Origin of the sequence: Roseomonas sp. GC11, from assembly GCF_024437745.1 — a bacterium.
In the GTDB taxonomy this organism is placed as follows: domain Bacteria; phylum Pseudomonadota; class Alphaproteobacteria; order Acetobacterales; family Acetobacteraceae; genus Pseudoroseomonas.
This window is the reverse complement of record NZ_JANFNY010000007.1, coordinates 19079-39343: the sequence shown is the minus strand read 5'-3', so window position 1 is coordinate 39343 and position 20265 is coordinate 19079. Positions and strand designations below refer to the sequence as shown.

Here is a 20265-nt window from a genome sequence, read left to right as displayed (position 1 = left end):
CCGCACGGGAAATTCACGGTAGTATCTCGTTCTGAATCACACGCGCGTGCCAGCCATCACCACCCCAGGCAGGAATATACAAGATCATTCGTTGAATCATTTGCAACACGTTTTTGAATGATATTTTATGGGCGGCGACCGCATCGGAGAGGATGCCATGCCCCCTTCCCCACCCTCCGCCCCACCCTCCGCCCCACCCTCTGCCTCACCCTCTGCCTCACCCTCCGCCCCTGCCGGCCGGCGCCGCGTGCTGGCATCCCTGCTGGCCTCCGTCATGGGCACCGGGCTGGCGGCGTGGCCCTTCGCCCGGCCCGCCGCCGCGCAGGAAGGCTGGCCGGACCGGCCGATCCGCCTGATCGTGCCCGTGGCGCCGGGCGGCAGCCTGGACCCGCTGGCGCGCCTCCTCGCCCGCCACCTCCAGGCCAGCCTGGGGCAGCCGGTGGTGGTGGAGAATCATGCCGGCGCTGGCGGCAACATCGCTTTTGAACTGGTGGCGCGCGCACGGCCGGACGGGCTCACTCTGCTCGTCGGCTGGGACAGCCTGGCGATCAACCCGGCGCTTTATCCGCGCCCCGGCTATGACCCGCTGCGCGACTTCGCGCCCATCCTGCAAACCGTCTCGGCGGCGCAGCTTCTCGTGGTGCGGCCGGGGCTGCCGGCCGATACGATGGAGGCCTTCGTCAGCCTCTCGCGCAGCCGTGCGCTGACGCTGGGCTCGCCCGGCAATGGCAGCATCGGCCATCTGGCGGCCGAGCTGCTGAAGGCGCGCAGCGGCGCGGAATGGGCGCACGCGCCCTATCGCGGCGGCGGCCCGGCGCTGCAGGACCTGATGGCGGGGCATATCGACGCGGTCTTCCTCACCCTGCCGGCGGCGACGGCGCATGTGCGGGCGGGGCGGCTGCGGCCGCTGCTGGTCACCAGCCCCGGGCGGGCCCGCGCCCTGCCGGAGGTGCCGGCCGCGCGGGAGAGCGGCCTGCCGGAGGTCGAGGTGGTGTCCTGGCAGGGGCTGCTGGCCCCGGCGGGGACACCGCCCGCCATCATTGCCCGGCTGCGGGCCGAGGCCGCCCGCATCCTGGCGCTGGACGAGGTGGCGGGGCCGCTGCTGGAGCAGGGCTTCGAGCCCAGCCCCGGCACGCCGGAGGCCCTGGCCGCGCGGCTTGCCGCCGATGTGCCCCGCTGGCGCGATGTGGTGCGCCAGGCGGGGGTCCGGCTCGACTGATCGCTGTTCCCCGCACCGACGAGGCCCGCCATGCCGCCCTTCGCCCTGCCCCGCCGCGGCCTGCTGGCCGTGCCCTTCCTGCTGCCCGCCGCCGCCCGCGCGGTGGAATTCCCGGACCGCAATATCCGGCTGATCGTGCCCTTCACCCCGGCCGGGCAGACCGACATCCTCGCCCGGCTGCTGGCGCAGCGGTTGCAGGAAGGGTGGGGCCGCCCCGTGCTGGTGGAGAACCGCCCTGGCGGCAATGCCATGCTGGGGGCCGATATCGCCGCGAAGGCGGCACCGGACGGACATACGCTGCTCGCCATCACGCTGGCGCATGCGGTGAATGCCTCGCTCTTCCCGCAGGCGCCCTATGATTTCCTGCGCGACCTGACGACGCTCACCGTGCTGGGCTCGCTGCCGCTGGTGGTGGTGGTGCGGGCCGGGGCTCCCTGGCCGGACCTCGCCGCGCTCCTGGCCACGGCGCGGACGGAGCGGCTGAATGGCGGCTCCTCCGGCACGGGCACGCCGCCGCATATCGGGCTGGAGCTGCTGCGCCGCGCCGCCGGGGCGGGGGATCTGCTGCAACACGCGCCCTATCGTGGCGGCGCGCCCTCGATCACCGATCTGGTGGCGGGCACGCTGGATGTGGTGGTCTCCAACCTTCCCGAGTGCCTGCCGCAGATCCAGGCCGGGCGGCTGCGCGCCCTGGCGGTGACGGGCCCGGCGCGCCACCCGCTGCTGCCCACCGTGCCGACGGCGGCCGAACTCGGGGTGCCGCAACTGTCGATCACGAGCTGGACGGCGGTGCAGGCCCCGGCCGGCCTGCCTGCCCCCCTGGCGGAGCGGCTGGCCGGTGACCTGCGCAGGGCGCTGGCGGAGCCGGTGCTGGTGCGCAAGGCGGAGGAGCTGGGCTTCACCCTGTCCGGGCTGGGGCTGGAGGAGTCCCGGCGCTTCGTGGCGGCGGAGACGGCGCGCTATGCCGCGCTGGTCGAGGAGGCGGGGATCCGGCCGGATCAATAATACCTATATTTTAAGCGTAATTAAAATTACACATTGACCATTCGCGTGATTCTTCCCCATGCTGCCAGGCAGGACGGGCGCCCGCATCGGCCGCCCCCGTCCCTGCCCCGCCACCCCTTGGGGAATGCCACATGTCGAGCCTGACCGAGTATCTCGCGCAGAAGCGCGAGGCCCTGTTCCGCCTCCGCGAGAAGGCCGCCCGGCCGGAGACGAAGCCGCAGCCGCTGCGGGCCACGGTGCGAGCGGAGGGGCGCAGCGGCGTCCGCCGCATCCGCATCCGCGATTTCCAGGTGCTGAGCGACAGCCCGGAGAGCTTCGCGGGCTATGACCTTGGCCCCAGTTCTCCGGAACTACAGCTCGGCGTGCTGGGCAGCTGCCTGACGCACACCTTCCTGATCCAGGCGGCTCTGCTGCAGATCCCGCTGGAGCATGTGGAAGTGGCGGTGGAAGGGGAAATCGATGGCCGCAGCGGCCAGCCCGGCTTCGAGGCGGTGCCGCGCCATCCCTACGGGCTGCGCTACACGGTCTCCATCGCCTCTCCCGCCGGGGAGGCGGAGCTGGCGCGGCTGCACGAGGCTGTCGAGAAGAATTGCCCCATCCTGCATCTCCTGCGCGCCCCACAGGAGATTTCCGGCGCCATCGCGCGCCTGCCGGCGCTGTCGCAGGCCGCCGAATAGGCACTGGTCCGACACAGCGCCCGCCCCCGACGGAAAGCCCCAGCCATGAAACGACGCCACCTGATGCTCAGCGGCCTGGGCCTCGCCGGCCTGCCCGCGCTGGCCCAGGCCCAGGGCCAGACGCCGCCGCATGCCGGCCACGCGCCCGCCGACCCCGAGGCCCCGGTGCGCGGCGGCACCGCGCGCATCGTCGTGCAGGAACCGCCCATCCTCACCTCGGCCTTCATCACCACGATGAACATCGGCATGGTGTCGTCGAAGATCCTGGAGGGGCTGGTCAGCTACGATCTCGACCTGAAGCCGGTGCCGGCGCTGGCGCAGTCCTGGGAGGTGAGCGCGGACGGGTTGCGCATCACCTTCCACCTGCGCCGCAACGCGCGCTGGCATGACGGGCAGCCCTTCACCAGCGCCGATGTGCGCTTCACCCTGCTGGAGGTGTCGAAGAAGCTGCACCCCTTCGGCCGCGCCGTCTTCGCCAATGTGACGGCGGTGGAAACGCCGGACCCGCACAGCGTCACCATCGTGCTCTCCGCGCCGGCACCCTACCTCTTCAACTACATCAACACCTACGGGGCGCAGATCCTGCCGCGCCACATCTACGAGGGCACGGATATCCTGCAGAACCCGGCGAACAGCGCGCCGATCGGCACCGGGCCCTTCCGCTTCAAGGAATGGGTGCGCGGCAGCCATGTGGCGCTGGAGCGCAACGCGGATTACTGGCAGGAGGGCAAGCCCTATCTCGATGGCATCCTGTTCCGCTTCATCCCCGATCCCGTGGCGCGCAGCGTGGCGCTGGAGGCGGGGGAGATCGATGTCACCATCGGCTCGCTGATTCCCGTCACCAGCCTGCGGCGCTTCTCTGATGCGCGGAAATACACGATCAACACCGAGGATGGGCGCTTCCTCGCCTCCATCTTCCTGGCGCAGATCAATGTCCGCCGGCCCTATCTCGGCGACCGGCGGGTGCGGCAGGCGCTGTCCCACGCGATCGACCGCGCGGCGCTGGTGCGGCTGGTCTGGCAGGGCTATGGCAAGCCCGCCACGGGGCCCATCCCCTCCTCCGTCAGCCAGTATTACGCGCGCGGCAACCCGCAGGAATTCGACCCGCGCAGGGCCGAGCAATTGCTGGACGAGGCCGGCTACCGGCGCGGCGCGGATGGCCGGCGCTTCCGCATCAACCTGGTCTCCGGCGATGGCGGCAGCCTGGAATCCAACCGCGCCGGCGAGTTCATCAAGCAGGCCTTCGCGCGCATCGGCGTCGATCTGGAGCTGGTGGTGGAGGACCCGGCCGCCTTCCTGCGCCGCGTCTACACCGATGCCGATTATGACATCATGACCTCCAGCCTGCACCGCCTGCCAGACCCGACGCTCGGCGTGCAGCGCCTGTACTGGACGAAGAACATCATCAAGGGCGCGCCCTGGACCAATGGTTCCGGCTATTCCAACCCGGAACTGGACGGGATCATGGAAGCCGCCGCGGGCGAGGGCGATGTGGCGAAGCGCAAGGCGCTGATCACCCGCTGGCAGGAGATCGCGCAGGAGGATTCGCCCATCCTCGATCTGGTGGAACTGACCTGGACCACCGTCTCCACCGCGCGCTTCCGCAAGGAGCGGGCGCAGGGGGATGGCATGTTCGCCGGGCTGGAGGATGCATGGCTGGCCCCGGCGCGCTGAGCGGCGCCGGCGTCCGGCGGCCGCTCTTCCGGGCCTGGCTTCCCTGGACATGGACTCCCTGGAGATGGATTCCCTGGACATGGATTCCCTGGGGCCGGCTGGCACAGCTGGCGCCGGTGCTGTTCGGCATCGCCACGCTGAACTTCCTGATCCTGCAACTGGCGCCGGGCGACGTGGTCGATGTGCTGTCCGGCGAGGCCGGCGCCGCCACGCCGGAGACCATGGCCGAGCTGCGCCGCAGCTTCGGCCTGGACCAGCCCCTGCCGGTGCAATACCTGCGCTATCTCGGGCATCTGGCGAGCTTCGACCTCGGCCATTCCTACCGCCTCAACATGCCGGTGCGGGAGCTGATCCTCACGCGCCTGCCGCCGACGCTGCTGCTGATGCTCTCGGCCCTGGTGCTGGCGGTGTCGCTCGGCGCCCTGGCCGGGCTGCTGGCGGCGCGCCATGCCGGGCGCTGGCCGGACCTGCTGCTCTCCGGCCTGACCCTGCTCAGCTACGCGCTGCCCACCTTCTGGCTCGGCCTCATGGCCATCGTGCTGTTCTCGGCGCGGCTGGGCTGGCTGCCCTCGGGCGGCATGCTGACGATCGGCGCGGGCCATGCCGGCCTTGCCTGGCTGCGCGACCTGCTGGCCCATCTCGTCCTGCCGGCGCTGACGCTCAGCACCTTCTACCTCGCCGTCTATGCGCGGCTGGTGCGCAGCGCCATGCTGGAGTTGCACGGCGCCGACTTCATCCGCACCGCGCGGGCCAAGGGCGCGGGGGAATGGCGCATTACGCTGCGCCACGCCTTCCGCAACGCGCTGCTGCCGATGGTCACCATGGCGGGCTATCAGGCGGCCTCGCTGCTCAGCGGCGCGGTGCTGGTGGAAACCGTCTTCTCCTGGCCTGGCCTCGGCCGCCTCGCCTATGAGGCCATCCGCACGCGCGACCTGAATCTTCTGCTTGGCATCCTCTTCTTCAGCTCGATCCTTGTCGTCATCGTCAATCTTGGCATTGACGGGCTGTACCGCCTGGTGGACCCGCGCGTCACGACCGGGGCGCGGCGGATATGAGCGCCGCCCCCGGCCTCGCGCGGCGGCTGCTGGCGCACCGCCAGGGCGGGCCCGGCCTGCTGCTGCTGCTCGCCGTGCTGCTGCTGGCGCTGTTCGGCCCCTGGCTCTGGCCCGGCGATCCCTGGGAAATGGCGGCGCCCCCCATGCTCTGGCCGGCGGAGGAGGCCGCCAACCCGCTCGGCTCCGATGTGATGGGGCGCGACATGCTCACCGGCCTCGTCTCGGGCGCGCGCGTCTCGCTGCTGGTCGGCTTCGTCAGCACGCTGATCGCCGCCGGGCTGGGCATCCTGGTCGGCGCCCTGGGGGGCTTCCATGGCGGGCGCGCTGATGCCGCGCTGATGCGCGTCACGGAACTGTTCCAGACGGTGCCGACCTTCGTCCTCGCCGTTGTGCTGGTGGCGGTGTTCCGCCCTTCCGTGGCCACGGCGGTGCTCGCCATCGGCCTCGTCTCCTGGCCGGCCACGGCGCGGCTGGTGCGGGCGCAGGTGCTCGCCCTGCGCGGGCGTGATTTCGTGCTGGCGGCGGAAACCTTCGGCATGGGCACGGCGCGGCTGCTCTGCACGCAGATCCTGCCCAATGCCCTGCCGCCGGTGGTGGCCATCTCCAGCCTGACCATCGCCCATGCCATCCAGACCGAGGCCGCGCTCGCCTTCCTCGGCCTCGGCGACCCCAATGTGATGAGCTGGGGCACCATGATCGGCAGCGGGCGGGAGCAGCTGGTGGAGGCCTGGTACATCTGCGGCCTGCCCGGCCTTGCCCTCGTCGTCACCGTGCTGGCCTTCAATCTTCTTGCCGAGGGGCTGAATGACTGCCTCAACCCGCATCTCCGCCGTCGCTGAGGGGCCTGCCCCGCCCCTGCTCCAGGTCTCTGGCCTGTGCACCACCTTCACCACCCATGCGGGGCCGCTGCCCGTGCTGCGCGATGTCAGCTTCACCCTGGCGCGCGGCGAGACGCTGGCGCTGGTGGGCGAGAGCGGCAGCGGAAAATCCGTCACCGCCGCCTCGCTGCTGCGGCTGGTCGAGGCGGCGGGGGGCCGCATCACCGGCGGGCGCGCGCTGTTCGATGGGGTGGACCTGCTCGCCCTGCCGCCCGCCGCGCTGCGCGCCATCCGCGGCGGGCGCATCGGCATGGTCTTCCAGGAACCGCTCTCCGCCCTCAACCCCGTGCAGCGGATCGGCGCGCAGATCGCCGAGGCGATCCGCCTGCATCGCCCGCTCAGCCGCCGCGCCGCCTGGGCGCGCGCGGTGGAGCTGCTGGCGCTGGTGCAGATCCCCGCGCCGGAGCTGCGCGCGCGCGACTATCCGCACCAGCTCTCCGGCGGCCAGCGACAGCGGGCGATGATCGCCATGGCGCTGGCCTGCGAGCCGGAACTGCTGATCGCCGACGAGCCGACCACCGCGCTCGACGTCACCACCCAGGCGCAGATCATGGCGCTGCTGGAGGATCTGCGCCGGCGCCTCGGCATGGCGCTGCTGCTGATCACCCATGACCTCGGCGTGGTCGCCGGCGTGGCGGACCGGGTGGTGGTGCTCTATGCCGGGCGGGTGGTCGAGCAGGGGCCGGTGGAGCGCATCTTCGCCGCGCCGCTGCATCCCTATACGCGCGGCCTGCTCGATGCGGTGCGGCTGGAAGCCTTGCCGCCCGGCAGCGCCTTGCCGGAAATTCCGGGGCTGGTGCCGGCCCTCCACGACCTGCCGGCGGGCTGCGCCTTCGCCCCGCGCTGCCCGCGCGCCGACGCGCGTTGCCACGCCACGCCGCCGCCCTGGCGGGAAGGCGCGCCCCACCAGGGCGCCGCCTGCTTCCATCCGCTCCCGGCCGGGACGGGGCGGCACGCCGCATGAGCACACCGATCTTGGAACTCCGCAGCGTGGTACGGCATTTCGACACACCGGCCGGCCGCGTCCGCGCGGTGGATGATGTCAGCCTGACGGTGCGGGCGGGGGAAACCCTCGGCCTTGTCGGTGAAAGCGGCTGCGGCAAATCCACCCTGGCGCGGCTGGCCATGCGGCTGCTGCCGCCGGACTCGGGCGCCATTCTGTTCGAGGGCACCGACCTCGCGAAGGCAGGGCGCGGGGATCTCGCCCGCTACCGCGCGCGCATGCAGATGGTGTTCCAGGACCCGCTCTCCGCCCTGAACCCGCGCGAGACCATCGGGCGCATCCTGGAGCAGCCGCTGCTGGTGCACCGGCGCGGTGGCCGTGCCGAGCGCCGCGCCCGCGTCGCGCAGCTGCTGGCCCATGTCGGGCTCCGGGGGGATATCGCCGCGCGCTTTCCACATGAACTGTCGGGGGGACAGCGGCAGCGTGTCGGCATCGCCCGCGCCCTGGCGCTGGAGCCGCGCCTGCTGCTCTGCGACGAAGCCGTCTCCGCGCTCGATGTCTCGGTGCGGGCACAGGTGCTGAATCTGCTGCTGCGGCTGCGCGGCGAATTCGGGCTGGCGGCGCTGTTCATCTCGCACGACCTCGCCGTGGTGCGTCACGTCGCGGACCGCGTGGCGGTGATGTATCTGGGGCAGGTGGTGGAGCAGGCCCCGCGCGATGCGCTGTGGCGGCAGCCGCGCCATCCCTATACCCGCGCCCTGATGGCGGCGACACCGGTGGCCGACCCGGCCGAGGCGCGGGCACGCCCTCCCCTGCCGTTGACAGGAGAATTGCCGAGCCCGATCGACCCGCCATCGGGCTGCCGCTTTCATCCGCGATGCCCGCTCGCCCTGCCGCGCTGCCGGGAGGATGTGCCGGCTTTACGGTTGGCCGGGCCGGAGCACACCGTGGCCTGCCATCTCGCATGAGCGTCGATGTTCCGGGAGGGCTCCGCCCTCCCGGACCCTCCCGCCGGGGTAGCAGGGCTACCCCGGACCCCGCCATCAGGCGCGGCGGATATTCCAGAAGATCGGCAGGCCCTCCACGCGGTCGCGCAAGGTCCTGCGCAGCGCGGTGCGGAAGTAATAGGTGCCGGTCGGGATATAGGCGACTTCGTCGATGACGGTGCGCTGGATGTCCTCCGCGATGGCCTTGCGGGAAGCCTCGTCCGCCGCCTCGAACCACGCATCGCGCAATTCCTCCAGCTTCGGGATATCGGGCCAGCCGAACCAGCCCTGCGACCCGTTGCCGCGCACCAGCGGATGCGAGGCCGGGCTGGCGAAATCGAAGCTGGAAAAGCCGGAGGTGATGGCCGACCAGCCGCCCTTCTCGACCGCTTCCTGGCTCGCCCGGCGTTGCAGCACAGTGCCCCAGTCCGATGTCGCATAGTCGAGGTTGAAGCCGAGGCGGCGGAACAGGTCGGCCGCGACCTGGCTCCAGGCCGAGGCGGCGGGTATGTCGGTGGGGCCGAGGATGCGCGTCAGCTGGCCATCATACCCTGCTTCCTTGAGCAGGGAGCGCGCTTTCTCAAGGCTGCGCGGCGTAAGCAGGGGCTCCAGGCCGGCACGGCTGGCAGAAGGCGAGCCAGGGGTGAAGACACCGGTGTCATCGCGCCAGTGCGCACGGTCAGGGCCAGCATTGGCCGCCATGAAGTCGGCCTGCGAGACGGCGTGCAGCAGCGCCTGACGCACGGCCTTGTTGTTGAAGGGCGGGTGCAGGTGGTTGAGGCGGAGGAAGCCGTTATTGCCACCCGTATCCAGGACCTCCACTGACAGGTTGCGATCGCGCGCGAAGAGTTCGAGCAATTCGTATTCCGGCATCTCGAACCAGTCGATTTCGCCCGACTGCAACGCGGCCGAGGCGGTCCCGCCATCGTTGATGATGCGCCATTCGATGCGGTCAAAATGCGCGACCTTCGGACCCGCCGTCAGGCTCGGTGTCCCCGCCGTGATGGGGCGGTAGCCGTCGAAACGCGCATAGGCAGCGAGCGACCCGCTGTTGTATTCATCAGCCAGGAATCGATAGGGGCCGGATCCGGTGGCATCCTGGATCTGCCGGAAGGGATCGGTCTCGGCCACGCGCTCAGGCATGATGAAAGCGGGCTGTCCGGCAAAGGCCAGGGCATGCGCCAGCAGGGGAAAGGGTTTGCGCAGGCGGAATTGCAGGCGGCGATCATCCAGGGCGCTCAGTTCCTCGGTCGCCGCCAGGAGTTTCTGCCCGAAGGCATTGCGGCGCCCCCAGCGCCGGATGCTGGCCACCGCATCGCGCGCGCGGATCGGCTCGCCATCATGGAAGCGGATGCCCTCACGCAGCGTGATAACCCAGCGCCGCCCGTCCTCCTCCACCAGATGGCCCGCGGCCAGCTGCGGCTGAGGGGCATAGGCACGGTCGGAGCCATACAGTGTGTCATAGACGAGATAGCCGTGGTTGCGGCTGACATTCGCCGTGGTCCAGACAGGGTCGATCGAGCTGAGGTTGGATTGCGGGACGAAGCGCAGCACCGTGCCCTGCGCCGCGCGCGCGGGCCTCGCAAGCGGCGCCAGGACAGCGGCGCCAGCAGCACCCAGGAAGCTTCTTCTTTGCATCACGCCAGCCTTGATGGTGAAGCCGGCGCCACAGGAGTGGCACCGGCAGGCACCGTCTATATCATATGAATTTATGTGAAATACAATGTTGCACGTATATTTTTTGTTTTATGGCCTGTTGGCTGCCACTCCCTGTCCTGGTTGCCGGGTCATGCTTCTTCACCCAAAGACGCGGATTGGCGTGCCGGACAGCCTGCATACCGCGAAGATTCCGGCATCTTCAGGGTGCTGGACACCCCCGTGACAAAGAGGTCAGGCGGGCTGGAGACACCCGCCCGCACGACAGGCGGCCCGCTTTCGGAAAGGGCGGCATTCCCGGCAAGGGCCGCCCGGCAATCAGGCCCTTGAACACGGCAACAGGCCACCTGCTTCCTTCGATGCACGGCGACCCGGTATTCCGCATATGCAACCGGGAAAAAGGATCGGCAGACCCCTCAGCCCCTACACCAGCGAACTCTGCCGGTAGAAAGGCTGGTGGCGTGACGGATCGAAATAGCCGGAATAGAAGCGCTGCACATGCGGCAGCAACGCCTTGGAGAGCTTGCGGCGCTCCACCTCGTCATCCGCCAGGGCCTTGGAGAGATCCTCGTGCAGCGCCTTCAGCACGGCATCCTGGTCCAGGCGGGTGAAGCGGCCTTCCTGGTAGAGCACTTCACCCGCCACCATGGTGGCCCGCACACCACCGGTCTTGGCACGCTGCAAAACGGCATCCAGCACCGGCATCTCGTCATCGAGGAAAGGCCAGGCAACCTGATGCCAGTCGATCATGACGAGATCAGCGGCACGGCCCACCTCCAGCGTGCCGATGCGGCCCTCGAATGCCGTGGTGCGGGCACCACCGGCGGTGGCCATGCGCAGCACCTGCTGCATGGTGGGCACTTCATCGCCGATGCCGGGCGTGCGATGTGCGCGCAGCACCATGCGCATTTCCTGCAGCATGTCGCGATCGTCATTGATGCCTGCTTCATCTGTCCCGATGGCCGTGGTGACGCCGCGCGCCTCCAGCCGGTTGAGCGGCGCGATCCCGCTGCGCAGGCGGAAATTGGACGAGCAGTTGTGGCAGACGCAGGCCCCCGCCTCGGCCAGGCGATCGATATCCTTCTCGCTGAGCCAGACGCCATGGCCGAGGGTGAGGTTCTTCGTCACCAGGCCGAAGCGGTCGATATACTCCACCGCCGTGCAGCCACCGCGGCGGGCGGCATATTCCTTCTGGAAAGCCGTCTCCAGAAGATGCATGTGCATGGGAATATTCTCGCTGGCGCTCATCTCGCCAAGGCGCGCCAGCGCGGCATCCGAACACCAGTGGAGATTGGCCGGCGCAAGCTGGACCCGCACCCGCTCCTTCCCCAGATGCCGGCTCCGCAGATGCCGGAAGAGGTCGAAATTGTCATCGAGGCTCATGTGGAAGCGCGCGAAATGCCGCGCCATCGGCTCGCGCAGCGGCTCCGGCAGGCTGGCGACGAAATCCTGATCGGCCTGATAGACAAGGCGGTTCTGGTCGCGCAGCGCGAAGGAATAGGAAACACGCATGCCGATTTCCTCATAGGCGCCGATCACCGCATTCGCGGCGTTCTCGACATCCTGGAGGCCACCCGGAATCCAGCCATGGATATGCTGCACCGTGGTCACGCCCGAGGCCAGCATCTCGAAGGCCGAATAGAGCGTATCGAGGCGCAGGTTGACGTTGCGGCAGACGAGGCGGGTGATGAACCACAGTTCCAGCGGCATGTCCGGGCTGCCAAGCTGCACCGGCGTCAGCCCGACATGATGGTGGCTGTTGACGAAGCCCGGCAGCACCACCTGCCCGCCATCGCCGAGCACCGCCATATCCGGGTAGCGGCGGCGGAGATCCTCGAAGGCACCGATGGCGGTGATGACGCCATCTTCCTGGACCAGCGCGGCATCGTCGATCTGCTCATGCGTGTGGCGATCGAGCGTCCGGGTGATGAGGTGGCGCGCGCGCACCATCGTCGCGGTCATGGCTGATCTTCCTTATCGTATCCGGAGGGGGTCAGGCGGAGGCGAGCGCTTCCTGTTCAGCGAAGGCGCGATCCACCTCGTCGCGCAGCAGCCCGCTCAGCTGCTGGCGGAGAGCCTCCGCCGCACGCGAGAACATGTCGCGCGGGCGGGGCAGATCGACCGGCACGATGGCCTTGATGCGGCCAGGCCGTGCGGTGAAGACGACAATGCGGTCCGCCAGCGCCACGGCCTCGTCAATGCCGTGGGTGACGAAGAGGACCGAGGCGCCCGAGCTGTGCCAGACATCGAGGAGGAAATCCTGCATCTTGGCGCGGGTCTGCACGTCGAGCGCGGCGAAGGGTTCGTCCATCAACAGCACGCGCGGCCGCATGGCCAGCGCCCGCGCCACGGCGACACGCTGGCGCATGCCGCCCGAAAGCTCGTCGGGCCGCTTGTCCATGGCATCGGCGAGGCCGACGCGGGAGAGCGCTTCCCGCGCCACGGCACGGCGCTGCGCCGCGCCATCGCCACGCAGGGAAAGGCCGAAGGTGACATTCTGCCAGACCGTCAGCCAGGGAAAGAGCGAGGTCTGCTGAAAAATCAGGCTGCGATCCGGCGAAGGGCCGGTGACGGCCTCACCAAAGGCCCGCAGCGTGCCGGCATTGTGCTGCTCCAGCCCGGCGATGAGGTAGAGCAGCGAGGATTTGCCGCAGCCCGAGGGGCCAAGTAGCACCACGAATTCGCCAGGGCGCACGGCAAGGTCGATGTTGCGCAGCGCCTCATGCGCGCGCGCCGTGCCGGCATTCCAGGTCTTGCCGAGGCCCTGGCAGAGGATGGCGGGGTCAGACACCGGCGATCACCTTCGTCTCGGGAATCCAGTAGAGGAGGCGGGCCTGGAGCTGGCGCAGCAGCCAGTCGAAGCCGAAGCCCAGCAGGCCGATCAGCGCGATGGTGAAGAAGACGAGCGAGGGGTTGAAGGTATTGCGCGCCAGCATGATCACCTGGCCGAGCCCGTAGCCCACGCCCGTTGCCTCCGCCACCAGCACCACCATCCAGGCCCCGAAGAGGTTGAGCCGCAGCACCACCAGCAGGCCGGGCAGGATGGCGGGGATGACAACGCGGGTATAGATCTGCCGCTTCGTCGCCCCCATCGTGCGCGCGACGTTGATGAAATTCCTGTCCACCGCGTCGATCTGGGCGATGGTGGAAATGGTCATGGTGAAAAACAGCGCAATGAACACCATGAACACCGCCGGCCCGTTGCCGATGCCGAAGAGAAAGATGGCGACCGGCAGCCAGGCGATGGGCGAGACAGGAGCAAGCAGCGTCACCGTCGGCAGGACCAGCCGCTCCGCCCAGCGCGAATAGCGGATGCCGACACCGACGAGGATGCTGGCCGCGCCGGCCAGCAGCAGCCCGGCGAAGACGCGGGCGGTGGAGGAGAGGATGGTGATCCCCACCGCCTCCCACGGCGTTGGCCCGCTGCCGCCATTGCCGATCTGCCAGCGCTGCGCGGTGTTGAAGTTGCGCGCCTGCTCCGCGACATTGCCCAGGAAGATATGCGGCGGCGGCAGGAGCTTCTGGTCCGCCCAGCCGATCAGCCAGAGGAATTCCCAGAGCAGGGCGAACAGCCCGACCGAGAGCAACGACCAGCCAAGCCGGACACCCCAGCCCCGTAGCAGGGCGAGGCGCCGGCCGGGGAGCAGGGGCGCGGGCGGCGCCATGCTCCGGGCGAGCCCCCCGCTCACGCGGCCGATTTCCACTTCAGGCTGTCATACAGCGCCTTGTTCTCGGCGATCACCTGTTCCAGCAGGCGCCAGTCGAGGATCGAGGCGCTCGGCGCCTTCTTGGCATAGCCCATCTCGATCAGGCTCTGCACGCGGCCCAGGATGAAATCCGACTGGCTGCGGGCATCGACAACGCTCGGCTGCTTGCTGGAGGCGAGGCGCGCATTCTCCATCGAGGTCTTGTAGTAGCTGCCGACCAGTTTCGGCAGCGCTTCCTCGGGGTGCTGCTCGAACATCGCCTGGGCCTGCATCATCGCCTTGATGATGGCCTTCACACCCTGCGGGTTGCGCTCGATCACCTCGCTGCGGGCGGCGAGGACGCAATCCGTATAGCCACGGCCATAGAGATCCGTGCCATCGGAGAGCTTCACCGCGCCGGGCACGTCGTTGAGCAGGGCCGTGCCATAGGGCTCGATGGTGGCGATCCAGTCCAGCGCGCCGGCGCGGAAAGCCTCGGCCGCCTCGGGCGTGGAGCCCATGTAGCGGACATTCACGTCGCGCAGGGAGACGCCGTTCTTCTTCAGCCAGTCATAGGGCAGCACTTCCAGCGTATCGAGCTGGAAGGTGCCGAGCGTCTTGCCACGCAGCTTGGCGGCGCTGTCCAGCCCCTTCTGCGCCACCAGCACGCAGCCTTCGACGCCGCCGCCGGCAATGATCCTGATCGGCGCGCCACCATCGATGAGGGAGAGCGCGCTGGTATAGGGCAGCACGCCGATATTGGACTGGCCCATGCCGAGGAAGGTGACCTGCTCGGCGAAGGTGGGTGCGTTGACGAACTCCAGCGCCACGCCGTCCTGCCGCGAGAACTGCATGGCATGGGCGAGGAAGAGGTTGAGGTTGCAGAAGCCGGTGCCCCGGCTGGAGATCATGGCGCCGCCCTGGGCCAAGGCCTGTTGCGCGGGCCCGAGGGCCATGGTCAGGGTGGTGGCCGCCGCGGTGGCCAGGAAGCCGCGCCGGGCCAGGCGGGGCTTGTGCAGGACAAGGTCACAGCCGAAGCGATCGCACATCGCCGGAAACCTCCTGTCAGGATCAAGGCGGACCCTGCTGGGCCGCCGGGCGATCCTAGGCAGCCCTTCCCGGCGAGAAGCAGCACCATTAATGTGCATTTGCGGGAAGATGCGTTCAGAAATGCACAGTGAAAAACCAAAAAGACTTTTTTGAGTGCATTTTTTCACACCCCAGCCCAATCCCTGGGCGGAATGACCTACCCCAGCGCAGCGCGAAAGGCCCGGGCGATCTCTCCCCGCCGCGCCAGCCAGACCTGCCCCCGCAGCGCCGCCAGCCGCTCCAGCACGCCCTCAAAGGCGCGGAACCGCCCCGGCCGGCCGGCAATGCGCAGGTGATAGCCAATATTCAGCAGGCGCGGCCGCCCCCGCTCCGCCTCGGCCAGCAGCACGGCCAGCGCATCCCCGACATAATCGACCATCTCCCCGGCGCGAACGAAGCCATTCGGGTGGAAGAACTTCATGTCGTTGCTGTCGAGCGCGTAGGGCACCACCAACAGGCCGGGATGCGCCGGATCCTCATAGGGCAGATCGTCATCGAAGGCGTTGGAGGTATAGCGGAAGCCCTGCTCCAGCAGCAGGCCGCGCGTCCACACGCTTTCCGAGCCGCGGCAGAAAAACCCCTCCGGCCGCCGCCCCGTCGCCAGCGTGATGGCCTCCACGCAGCGCGCGAGATCGGCGGCCTCCTCGGCCCGGCTGGCGTAATCGGCATGCGGCCGCCAGAGCCAGCCATGCGCCGCCGCCTCATGCCCCGCCGCCGCCACGGCGCGGGCCAGCGCGGGGGCGCGCTGCACGGCGCGGCCGCACATCAGGAAGGTGGCGGGCACGGCATGGCGCTCCAGCGCCTCCAGCATGCGCCACAGCCCCGCGCGCGTGCCATAGGCGAAGATCTGCTCCTGCCCCATATCCCGCACGCCGGGCGGCACGACGCTCAGCACCTCGCCCATGCGCTCGGAATGCGGGTCGCCATCGCCGACCTGCTGCTCCGCCCCCTCCTCCAGATTGACCACCACCGAGACGGCCAGCCGCGCGCCATTGGGCCAGCGCAGATCCGGCCAGGCACCGCCATAGCCGATCAGGTCACGTGTCATGCCGAGACTCCTTCCCATCATGCCACGCAAGGGCCACGCCAGTGTCACGCACCCCCTGGCACGGTGTTTGCTGCACCGGAAGAAATGCTGACACAGCCGGCCCCCGCCTCCCATGCCGCCGCGCCGCCGCCTTCCGGGCACCGCCTGGACATGGATGGCATCCGCGTGCGCTATGGCCAGTCCATCGCCGTCGAGAATGTCACGCTCTCGGTCGAGCCCGGGGAAATCCTCGCGCTGCTCGGCCCCTCCGGCTGCGGCAAGACGACGCTGCTGCGCACGGTCGCCGGCTTCATCCGGCCGGAGGCGGGGCAGGTGCTGGTGGATGGCGCCCCGGTGCAGCATCTGCCGCCCGGGCGGCGCGGTGTCGGCATCGTCTTCCAGTCCTACGCGCTCTTCCCGCATATGACGGCGGCGGAAAATGTCGCCTATGGGCTGGAGGCGCGCCGCCGCCCGCGCGCCGAGATCCAGCGCCGCGTCGAGGCAGCGCTGGCCGCCGTGCGGATGGAAGCCTATGCGCAGCGCCGCCCCGCCGCCCTCTCGGGCGGGCAGCAGCAGCGCGTGGCCCTGGCGCGCGCCCTCGCCATCGAACCCGCCATCCTGCTGCTGGACGAGCCCTTCGCCGCGCTGGACCGCGCGCTGCGGCTGGACCTGCAGATGGAGATCAAGCGCATCCAGCGGCGCTTCGGCGTCACCACCGTGCTCGTCACCCATGACCAGGACGAGGCGATGAGCATGGCCGACCGCATGGCGGTGATGCGCAGCGGCCGGGTGGAGCAGGTCGCCGCCCCCGCCACGGTGTATGACGCGCCGGCCAGCCCCTTCGTCGCCGGCTTCGTCGGCACCAGCAACCGGCTGCATGGCCGGGTGGAGGCGCGGCAGGGCGCGGAATACCGCATCCGGCTCGATGTCGGCGCCAGCATCCTGCTGCCCGGCGCGCGCGGCTTCGCAGTGGGGGAACGCGTCCTGGTCTGTGCCCGGCCCGAGCATCTGGTGCTGTGCGACGCCGCCATGGAAACCCCGGAGAGCTGGCCGGCGCGGCTGCGCCTCTCCCTGCCGATCGGCCCGGCGCTGGTGCATGATGTCGAGGCCGGCGCCACCGAGATGAAGCTGCACGCCGCGCGCCAGGGCGCCCCGCCGCCGCCCGGCCCCGTGCGCGTCGCGCTGCTGCCCACCGCCCGCCCTGCCCTCTTCCCTGCCGGAGACGAAGCATGACCGCCTTCACGCGCCGCCGCCTGATGGGTGCCGCCCTCGGCTCGCTGGGTGCCGCCGCCCTGCCCTTCCGCCCGGCAGAGGCCGCCGGCAGCATGACCGCCGCCGTCTATCCCGGCGGCTGGGACGAAGCCCTGCGCGGCGTGCTCGCGCCGGCGCTGAAGCAGGCGCATGGCGTGGAGGTGGCCTTCGAGCCGCTCTTCGCCGTGGACCAGATCGCCAAGGCCCGCGCCGCGCGCGGCGTGGCGCCCTTCGATGTCTTCGTGCTGGACCCCGGCCCGCGCGTCAGCGGCATCGAGCTGAAGCTGTTCGAGCCCTTCGACCCCACGCGCCTGAGCAACCGCGACAGGCTGCCGGCCGGCTATGCGGATGAGGCCGGGGCGGGTGTTGCGGCGCAGGTGGTGGGCATCGCCTATAACCCGAAGAAGGTGGCCAGGCCCGCCGGCTGGCGCGACCTGTTCAAGCCCGATTTCGCGAAGCATCTCGGCCTCACCGGCTTCGGCACCACCTTCGGCACCATCTCCCTGATCGAGATGGCCAAGACCGTCGGCGGCTCGGCGGAGGATATGGAACCCCTCTTCACCGAACTGAGAAAAATCCTGCCGCTGGTGCCGGCCGTGGCACAGCCCGCGGCGATGCCGGGCCTGTTCCAGCAGGGGCAGATCGACATCATGTACACCAACACCTACACGGTGACGCTGCTGAAGTCGCGTGGTGTGGACATCGAATTCGCTGTGCCAGAGACGGGCGCGGCAGCCTTCGGCACCACCATGCACATCGCGAAAGGCAGCCGGAACATCGAGGCCGCCTACCAGTATATCGACACCATGATCAGCACGCCGGTGCAGGCTGCCCTCTCCCAGGCGCCTTATTTCTTCGTGCCAGTCAACACCGGCGTGACGCCGGGCGCCGATGTGCCGATGAAGTCCATCGACGACCTGAAGAATTTCGTCACGCATGACTGGACGAAGATCAACCCGCAGCGCCCGCGCTGGATCGACCGCTTCAACCGCGAGATGGCGAAGTGAGCGAACAGGGCGCGTGGCGGCTGGCGCTGCCGCTCGCCCTGGCGCAGGCCGCCTTTTTCCTGGCGCCGCTGCTGCTGCTGGCGGCGACCTCCTTCGCCACGGATGAAAACCTCACCGCCTTCAGCCCCGCCGCCTGGGCCGATGTGCTGGGCGATGCCTTCCACCGCCAGGCACTGCTGAACACGCTGCGCCTCGGCGCCCTGGCGGTGCTCGCCACGCTGCTGCTGGCGGTGCCGCTGGCGCTGCTGCATCTGGTGGCGGGGCCGGTGGTGAAGCGCCTCATCCTCATCGCCGCCGTGCTGCCGCTGCTCACCTCCGTGGTGGTGCGGACCTTCGCCTGGATCGTCATCCTGGGGCGGGAGGGCGTCATCAACGGCGCTCTGCTGGCCACGGGCGCCATCAGCGCCCCCATCCCGCTGCTGCAGACGGAACATGGCCTGATCCTGGCGCTGACGCAGATCGAGATGCCGCTGATGCTGCTGCCGCTGATCTCCGCGCTGGGGCGGATCGACCCGGCCCTGCTCGATGCCTCGGCCGCGCTCGGCGCCTCGCTCGCGCGCACGCTGCGGCGGGTGGTGCTGCCCATGGCCATGCCGGGGCTGCTGGCCGGCTGCACGCTGGTCTTCGCCAGTGCCTCCACCGCCTTCATCTCGCAATCCGTCATCGGCGGTGGACGGCTGGCCTATCTGCCGATGCTGGTCTGGCAGCAGGCCATGGTGGTGTTCAACTGGCCCCTGGCCGCGGCGCTGGCGCTGACGCTGATGGGCTCGGTGCTGACGGTCGCCGCGGCGCTCTCCCTGCTCGGGCGGAGAGCGGCGCATGCATAGGTTCGGCGCCTCCGACCGCGCGCTGGCGCTGCTCCTCCTGGCCCTGGCCTTGCTGGCCCTGCTCGTCCTCGTGGGGCCGGTGCTGATCGTGCTGCTCACCTCCTTCACCACCTCCCAGGCGCTGCGCTTTCCGCCGCCGGGGCTGACGCTGCGCTGGTATGCGGAACTTTTCGATCCGCTGCGTTCGGCGCAGATCCACAAGGCCGCGGGCAATTCGCTACTGGTCGCCGCCTGCACGGCGCTGCTCTCCACCGCCCTGGCCACGGGCGCGGCGCTGGCCATCGCGCGCTCCCGCGCTGCCTGGGCGCGCTTCGCGGAAGGCGCCTTCCTGGCACCGCTGGTGCTGCCTGGCATCGCCTTCGGCCTCGCGGCGCTAATGTTCTTCTCCTGGCTGCGCCAGCCGCCTTCCTTCGCGCTGCTGGTGGCCGGCCATGCGATGATCGCCACGCCCTTCGCGCTGCGCACGGTGGGCGCCTCCGCCGCCGGCCTGGACCCCGCCCTTCTGGAGAGCAGCGCCATCCTCGGAGCCTCGCCCTGGCGCGGCTTCCGCCGCGTGGTGCTGCCGCTCATCCTGCCGGGCCTCGCCTCGGGGGCCTTCCTGGCCTTTATTTCCTCGCTCGACAATGTGCCGGTCTCGCTCTTCCTCTCCTCGGCCGAGACCGACATGCTGCCCATCCGCCTCTGGGGGATGATGGAAACCGCGCTGGATGTCCGCGTCGCCGCCGCCTCGGGCGTGCTGGTGGCGGTGGCCTTCCTGCTGTTGCTGGTGATGGACCGCGCCGTGGGGCTGGTCCGAAGGATGGCTGGATGACAATGCTGCACGCCCGCCCGCTGACGGCCGAGGCTTTCGCGCCCTATGGCGAGGTCCTGGAGGTCCCGGCGGAGCCTGGCCGCCTCTACTACGAACGCGGCCTCGCCACGCTGCGGCCGGGCGCATGGCCCAGCCTCTCCCTGGCGATGAAGGAGCCACACCCGCCCGGGCCGCTGCGCGTGCAGCAGATGGAGCGGCATGAATTTTCCTCGCAGAGTTTCGTGCCGCTCGGCGCCGCGCGCTGGCTGGTGCTGGTGGCACCGCATGCGGAAACCGGCGGGCCAGACATGGCGCGGGCGCAGGCCTTCATCGCCGGCCCCGGCCAGGGTGTCACCTACGGCACCAATGTCTGGCACCATCCGCTGACGGTCTTCGATACACCGGCCCGCTTCGCCATCATGATGTGGCGCGATGGCACGGCAACGGATGAGGAATTCTTTTCCGTGACGCCCTTCCTGCTCGATCCCGGCTGAG

The 20265-nt window shown here is 69.7% G+C and carries 19 protein-coding genes; 13 read left to right on the top strand and 6 right to left on the bottom strand.

Going from position 1 to position 20265, the window contains the following annotated elements:
- Window positions 1-247 precede the first annotated feature (247 nt).
- The 8 genes from NON00_RS03840 (at window position 248) to NON00_RS03805 (ending at window position 8419) form a co-directional block, all read left to right on the top strand.
- Complete coding sequence (locus NON00_RS03840) at window positions 248-1219, top strand: tripartite tricarboxylate transporter substrate binding protein (protein WP_256017764.1); 972 nt, start codon at window positions 248-250, stop codon at window positions 1217-1219.
- Window positions 1220-1249: 30 nt separating this feature from the next.
- The gene (locus tag NON00_RS03835; RefSeq protein ID WP_256017763.1) at window positions 1250-2224 is read left to right on the top strand and encodes a tripartite tricarboxylate transporter substrate binding protein; all 975 of its coding nucleotides are present in this window, start codon (window positions 1250-1252) and stop codon (window positions 2222-2224) included.
- Between the two features lie 131 nt (window positions 2225-2355).
- Window positions 2356-2901, top strand: a complete 546-nt coding sequence (locus NON00_RS03830) for an OsmC family protein (protein WP_256017762.1) — start codon at window positions 2356-2358, stop codon at window positions 2899-2901.
- 45 nt (window positions 2902-2946) lie between these two features.
- Window positions 2947-4575 (top strand): ABC transporter substrate-binding protein, encoded by a 1629-nt coding sequence (locus tag NON00_RS03825; RefSeq protein ID WP_256017761.1) that lies wholly within the window; start codon window positions 2947-2949, stop codon window positions 4573-4575.
- Complete coding sequence (locus NON00_RS03820; RefSeq protein WP_256017760.1) at window positions 4554-5630, top strand: ABC transporter permease; 1077 nt, start codon at window positions 4554-4556, stop codon at window positions 5628-5630. Before NON00_RS03825 ends, NON00_RS03820 begins: the two co-directional genes overlap by 22 nt.
- Window positions 5627-6469: an ABC transporter permease gene (locus NON00_RS03815; protein WP_256017759.1), complete on the top strand. Its 843-nt coding sequence runs from the start codon at window positions 5627-5629 to the stop codon at window positions 6467-6469. Before NON00_RS03820 ends, NON00_RS03815 begins: the two co-directional genes overlap by 4 nt.
- Window positions 6435-7472, top strand: coding sequence for an ABC transporter ATP-binding protein (locus NON00_RS03810; RefSeq protein ID WP_256017758.1), 1038 nt, complete (start codon window positions 6435-6437; stop codon window positions 7470-7472). The genes NON00_RS03815 and NON00_RS03810 overlap by 35 nt, the downstream gene beginning before the upstream one ends.
- On the top strand, window positions 7469-8419 hold the full coding sequence (locus NON00_RS03805; RefSeq protein ID WP_256017757.1) for an ABC transporter ATP-binding protein: 951 nt from the start codon (window positions 7469-7471) through the stop codon (window positions 8417-8419). Before NON00_RS03810 ends, NON00_RS03805 begins: the two co-directional genes overlap by 4 nt.
- A 75-nt stretch (window positions 8420-8494) precedes the next feature.
- Here NON00_RS03805 and NON00_RS03800 read toward each other — a convergent pair whose 3' ends face one another.
- The 6 genes from NON00_RS03800 to NON00_RS03775 all read right to left on the bottom strand — a co-directional run bounded on the left by NON00_RS03800 (window position 8495) and on the right by NON00_RS03775 (window position 15916).
- A complete protein-coding gene (locus NON00_RS03800; protein WP_256017756.1) occupies window positions 8495-10075 on the bottom strand; it encodes an ABC transporter substrate-binding protein in 1581 nt (526 codons plus the stop codon).
- A 441-nt stretch (window positions 10076-10516) separates the two neighbouring features.
- Window positions 10517-12055, bottom strand: a complete 1539-nt coding sequence (locus tag NON00_RS03795) for an amidohydrolase family protein (RefSeq protein WP_256017755.1) — start codon at window positions 12053-12055, stop codon at window positions 10517-10519.
- A 31-nt stretch (window positions 12056-12086) separates the two neighbouring features.
- A complete protein-coding gene (locus NON00_RS03790; RefSeq protein ID WP_256017754.1) occupies window positions 12087-12884 on the bottom strand; it encodes an ABC transporter ATP-binding protein in 798 nt (265 codons plus the stop codon).
- Window positions 12877-13782, bottom strand: a complete 906-nt coding sequence (locus tag NON00_RS03785) for an ABC transporter permease (protein WP_256017753.1) — start codon at window positions 13780-13782, stop codon at window positions 12877-12879. The genes NON00_RS03790 and NON00_RS03785 overlap by 8 nt, the downstream gene beginning before the upstream one ends.
- Entirely contained in the window at window positions 13779-14828 is a 1050-nt protein-coding gene (locus NON00_RS03780; protein WP_256017752.1) for an ABC transporter substrate-binding protein, read from the bottom strand. Before NON00_RS03780 ends, NON00_RS03785 begins: the two co-directional genes overlap by 4 nt.
- A 197-nt stretch (window positions 14829-15025) precedes the next feature.
- Window positions 15026-15916 carry a polysaccharide deacetylase family protein gene (locus NON00_RS03775; RefSeq protein ID WP_256017751.1) on the bottom strand — a complete coding sequence of 297 codons (891 nt, stop codon included), beginning with the start codon at window positions 15914-15916 and terminating at the stop codon, window positions 15026-15028.
- Window positions 15917-16000: 84 nt separating this feature from the next.
- Between NON00_RS03775 and NON00_RS03770 the strand changes: the two genes are divergently transcribed.
- From NON00_RS03770 to NON00_RS03750, 5 genes are read left to right on the top strand one after another with little or no spacing between them, the layout of a single operon-like run.
- The gene (locus NON00_RS03770; RefSeq protein ID WP_256017750.1) at window positions 16001-17128 is read left to right on the top strand and encodes an ABC transporter ATP-binding protein; all 1128 of its coding nucleotides are present in this window, start codon (window positions 16001-16003) and stop codon (window positions 17126-17128) included.
- The gene (locus NON00_RS03765; protein WP_256017749.1) at window positions 17125-18153 is read left to right on the top strand and encodes an extracellular solute-binding protein; all 1029 of its coding nucleotides are present in this window, start codon (window positions 17125-17127) and stop codon (window positions 18151-18153) included. The genes NON00_RS03770 and NON00_RS03765 overlap by 4 nt, the downstream gene beginning before the upstream one ends.
- Window positions 18150-18980 (top strand): ABC transporter permease, encoded by an 831-nt coding sequence (locus tag NON00_RS03760; protein ID WP_256017748.1) that lies wholly within the window; start codon window positions 18150-18152, stop codon window positions 18978-18980. The genes NON00_RS03765 and NON00_RS03760 overlap by 4 nt, the downstream gene beginning before the upstream one ends.
- Window positions 18973-19791, top strand: coding sequence for an ABC transporter permease (locus NON00_RS03755; RefSeq protein ID WP_256017747.1), 819 nt, complete (start codon window positions 18973-18975; stop codon window positions 19789-19791). The genes NON00_RS03760 and NON00_RS03755 overlap by 8 nt, the downstream gene beginning before the upstream one ends.
- Entirely contained in the window at window positions 19788-20264 is a 477-nt protein-coding gene (locus NON00_RS03750) for an ureidoglycolate lyase (RefSeq protein ID WP_256017746.1), read from the top strand. The genes NON00_RS03755 and NON00_RS03750 overlap by 4 nt, the downstream gene beginning before the upstream one ends.
- Window position 20265: the final 1 nt, after the last annotated feature.

Bases quoted from the DNA above. Each gene is read 5' to 3' on its own strand.
- NON00_RS03830 (WP_256017762.1), top strand. From the start codon at position 2,356: ATGTCGAGCCTGACCGAGTATCTCGCGCAGAAGCGCGAGGCCCTGTTC.
- NON00_RS03825 (WP_256017761.1), top strand. From the start codon at position 2,947: ATGAAACGACGCCACCTGATGCTCAGCGGCCTGGGCCTCGCCGGCCTG.
- NON00_RS03775 (WP_256017751.1), bottom strand. From the start codon at position 15,916: ATGACACGTGACCTGATCGGCTATGGCGGTGCCTGGCCGGATCTGCGC.
- NON00_RS03805 (WP_256017757.1), top strand. From the start codon at position 7,469: ATGAGCACACCGATCTTGGAACTCCGCAGCGTGGTACGGCATTTCGAC.
- NON00_RS03820 (WP_256017760.1), top strand. From the start codon at position 4,554: ATGGCTGGCCCCGGCGCGCTGAGCGGCGCCGGCGTCCGGCGGCCGCTC.
- NON00_RS03770 (WP_256017750.1), top strand. From the start codon at position 16,001: ATGCTGACACAGCCGGCCCCCGCCTCCCATGCCGCCGCGCCGCCGCCT.
- NON00_RS03795 (WP_256017755.1), bottom strand. From the start codon at position 12,055: ATGACCGCGACGATGGTGCGCGCGCGCCACCTCATCACCCGGACGCTC.
- NON00_RS03815 (WP_256017759.1), top strand. From the start codon at position 5,627: ATGAGCGCCGCCCCCGGCCTCGCGCGGCGGCTGCTGGCGCACCGCCAG.
- NON00_RS03810 (WP_256017758.1), top strand. From the start codon at position 6,435: ATGACTGCCTCAACCCGCATCTCCGCCGTCGCTGAGGGGCCTGCCCCG.
- NON00_RS03835 (WP_256017763.1), top strand. From the start codon at position 1,250: ATGCCGCCCTTCGCCCTGCCCCGCCGCGGCCTGCTGGCCGTGCCCTTC.
- NON00_RS03765 (WP_256017749.1), top strand. From the start codon at position 17,125: ATGACCGCCTTCACGCGCCGCCGCCTGATGGGTGCCGCCCTCGGCTCG.
- NON00_RS03750 (WP_256017746.1), top strand. From the start codon at position 19,788: ATGACAATGCTGCACGCCCGCCCGCTGACGGCCGAGGCTTTCGCGCCC.
- NON00_RS03780 (WP_256017752.1), bottom strand. From the start codon at position 14,828: ATGTGCGATCGCTTCGGCTGTGACCTTGTCCTGCACAAGCCCCGCCTG.
- NON00_RS03800 (WP_256017756.1), bottom strand. From the start codon at position 10,075: ATGCAAAGAAGAAGCTTCCTGGGTGCTGCTGGCGCCGCTGTCCTGGCG.
- NON00_RS03755 (WP_256017747.1), top strand. From the start codon at position 18,973: ATGCATAGGTTCGGCGCCTCCGACCGCGCGCTGGCGCTGCTCCTCCTG.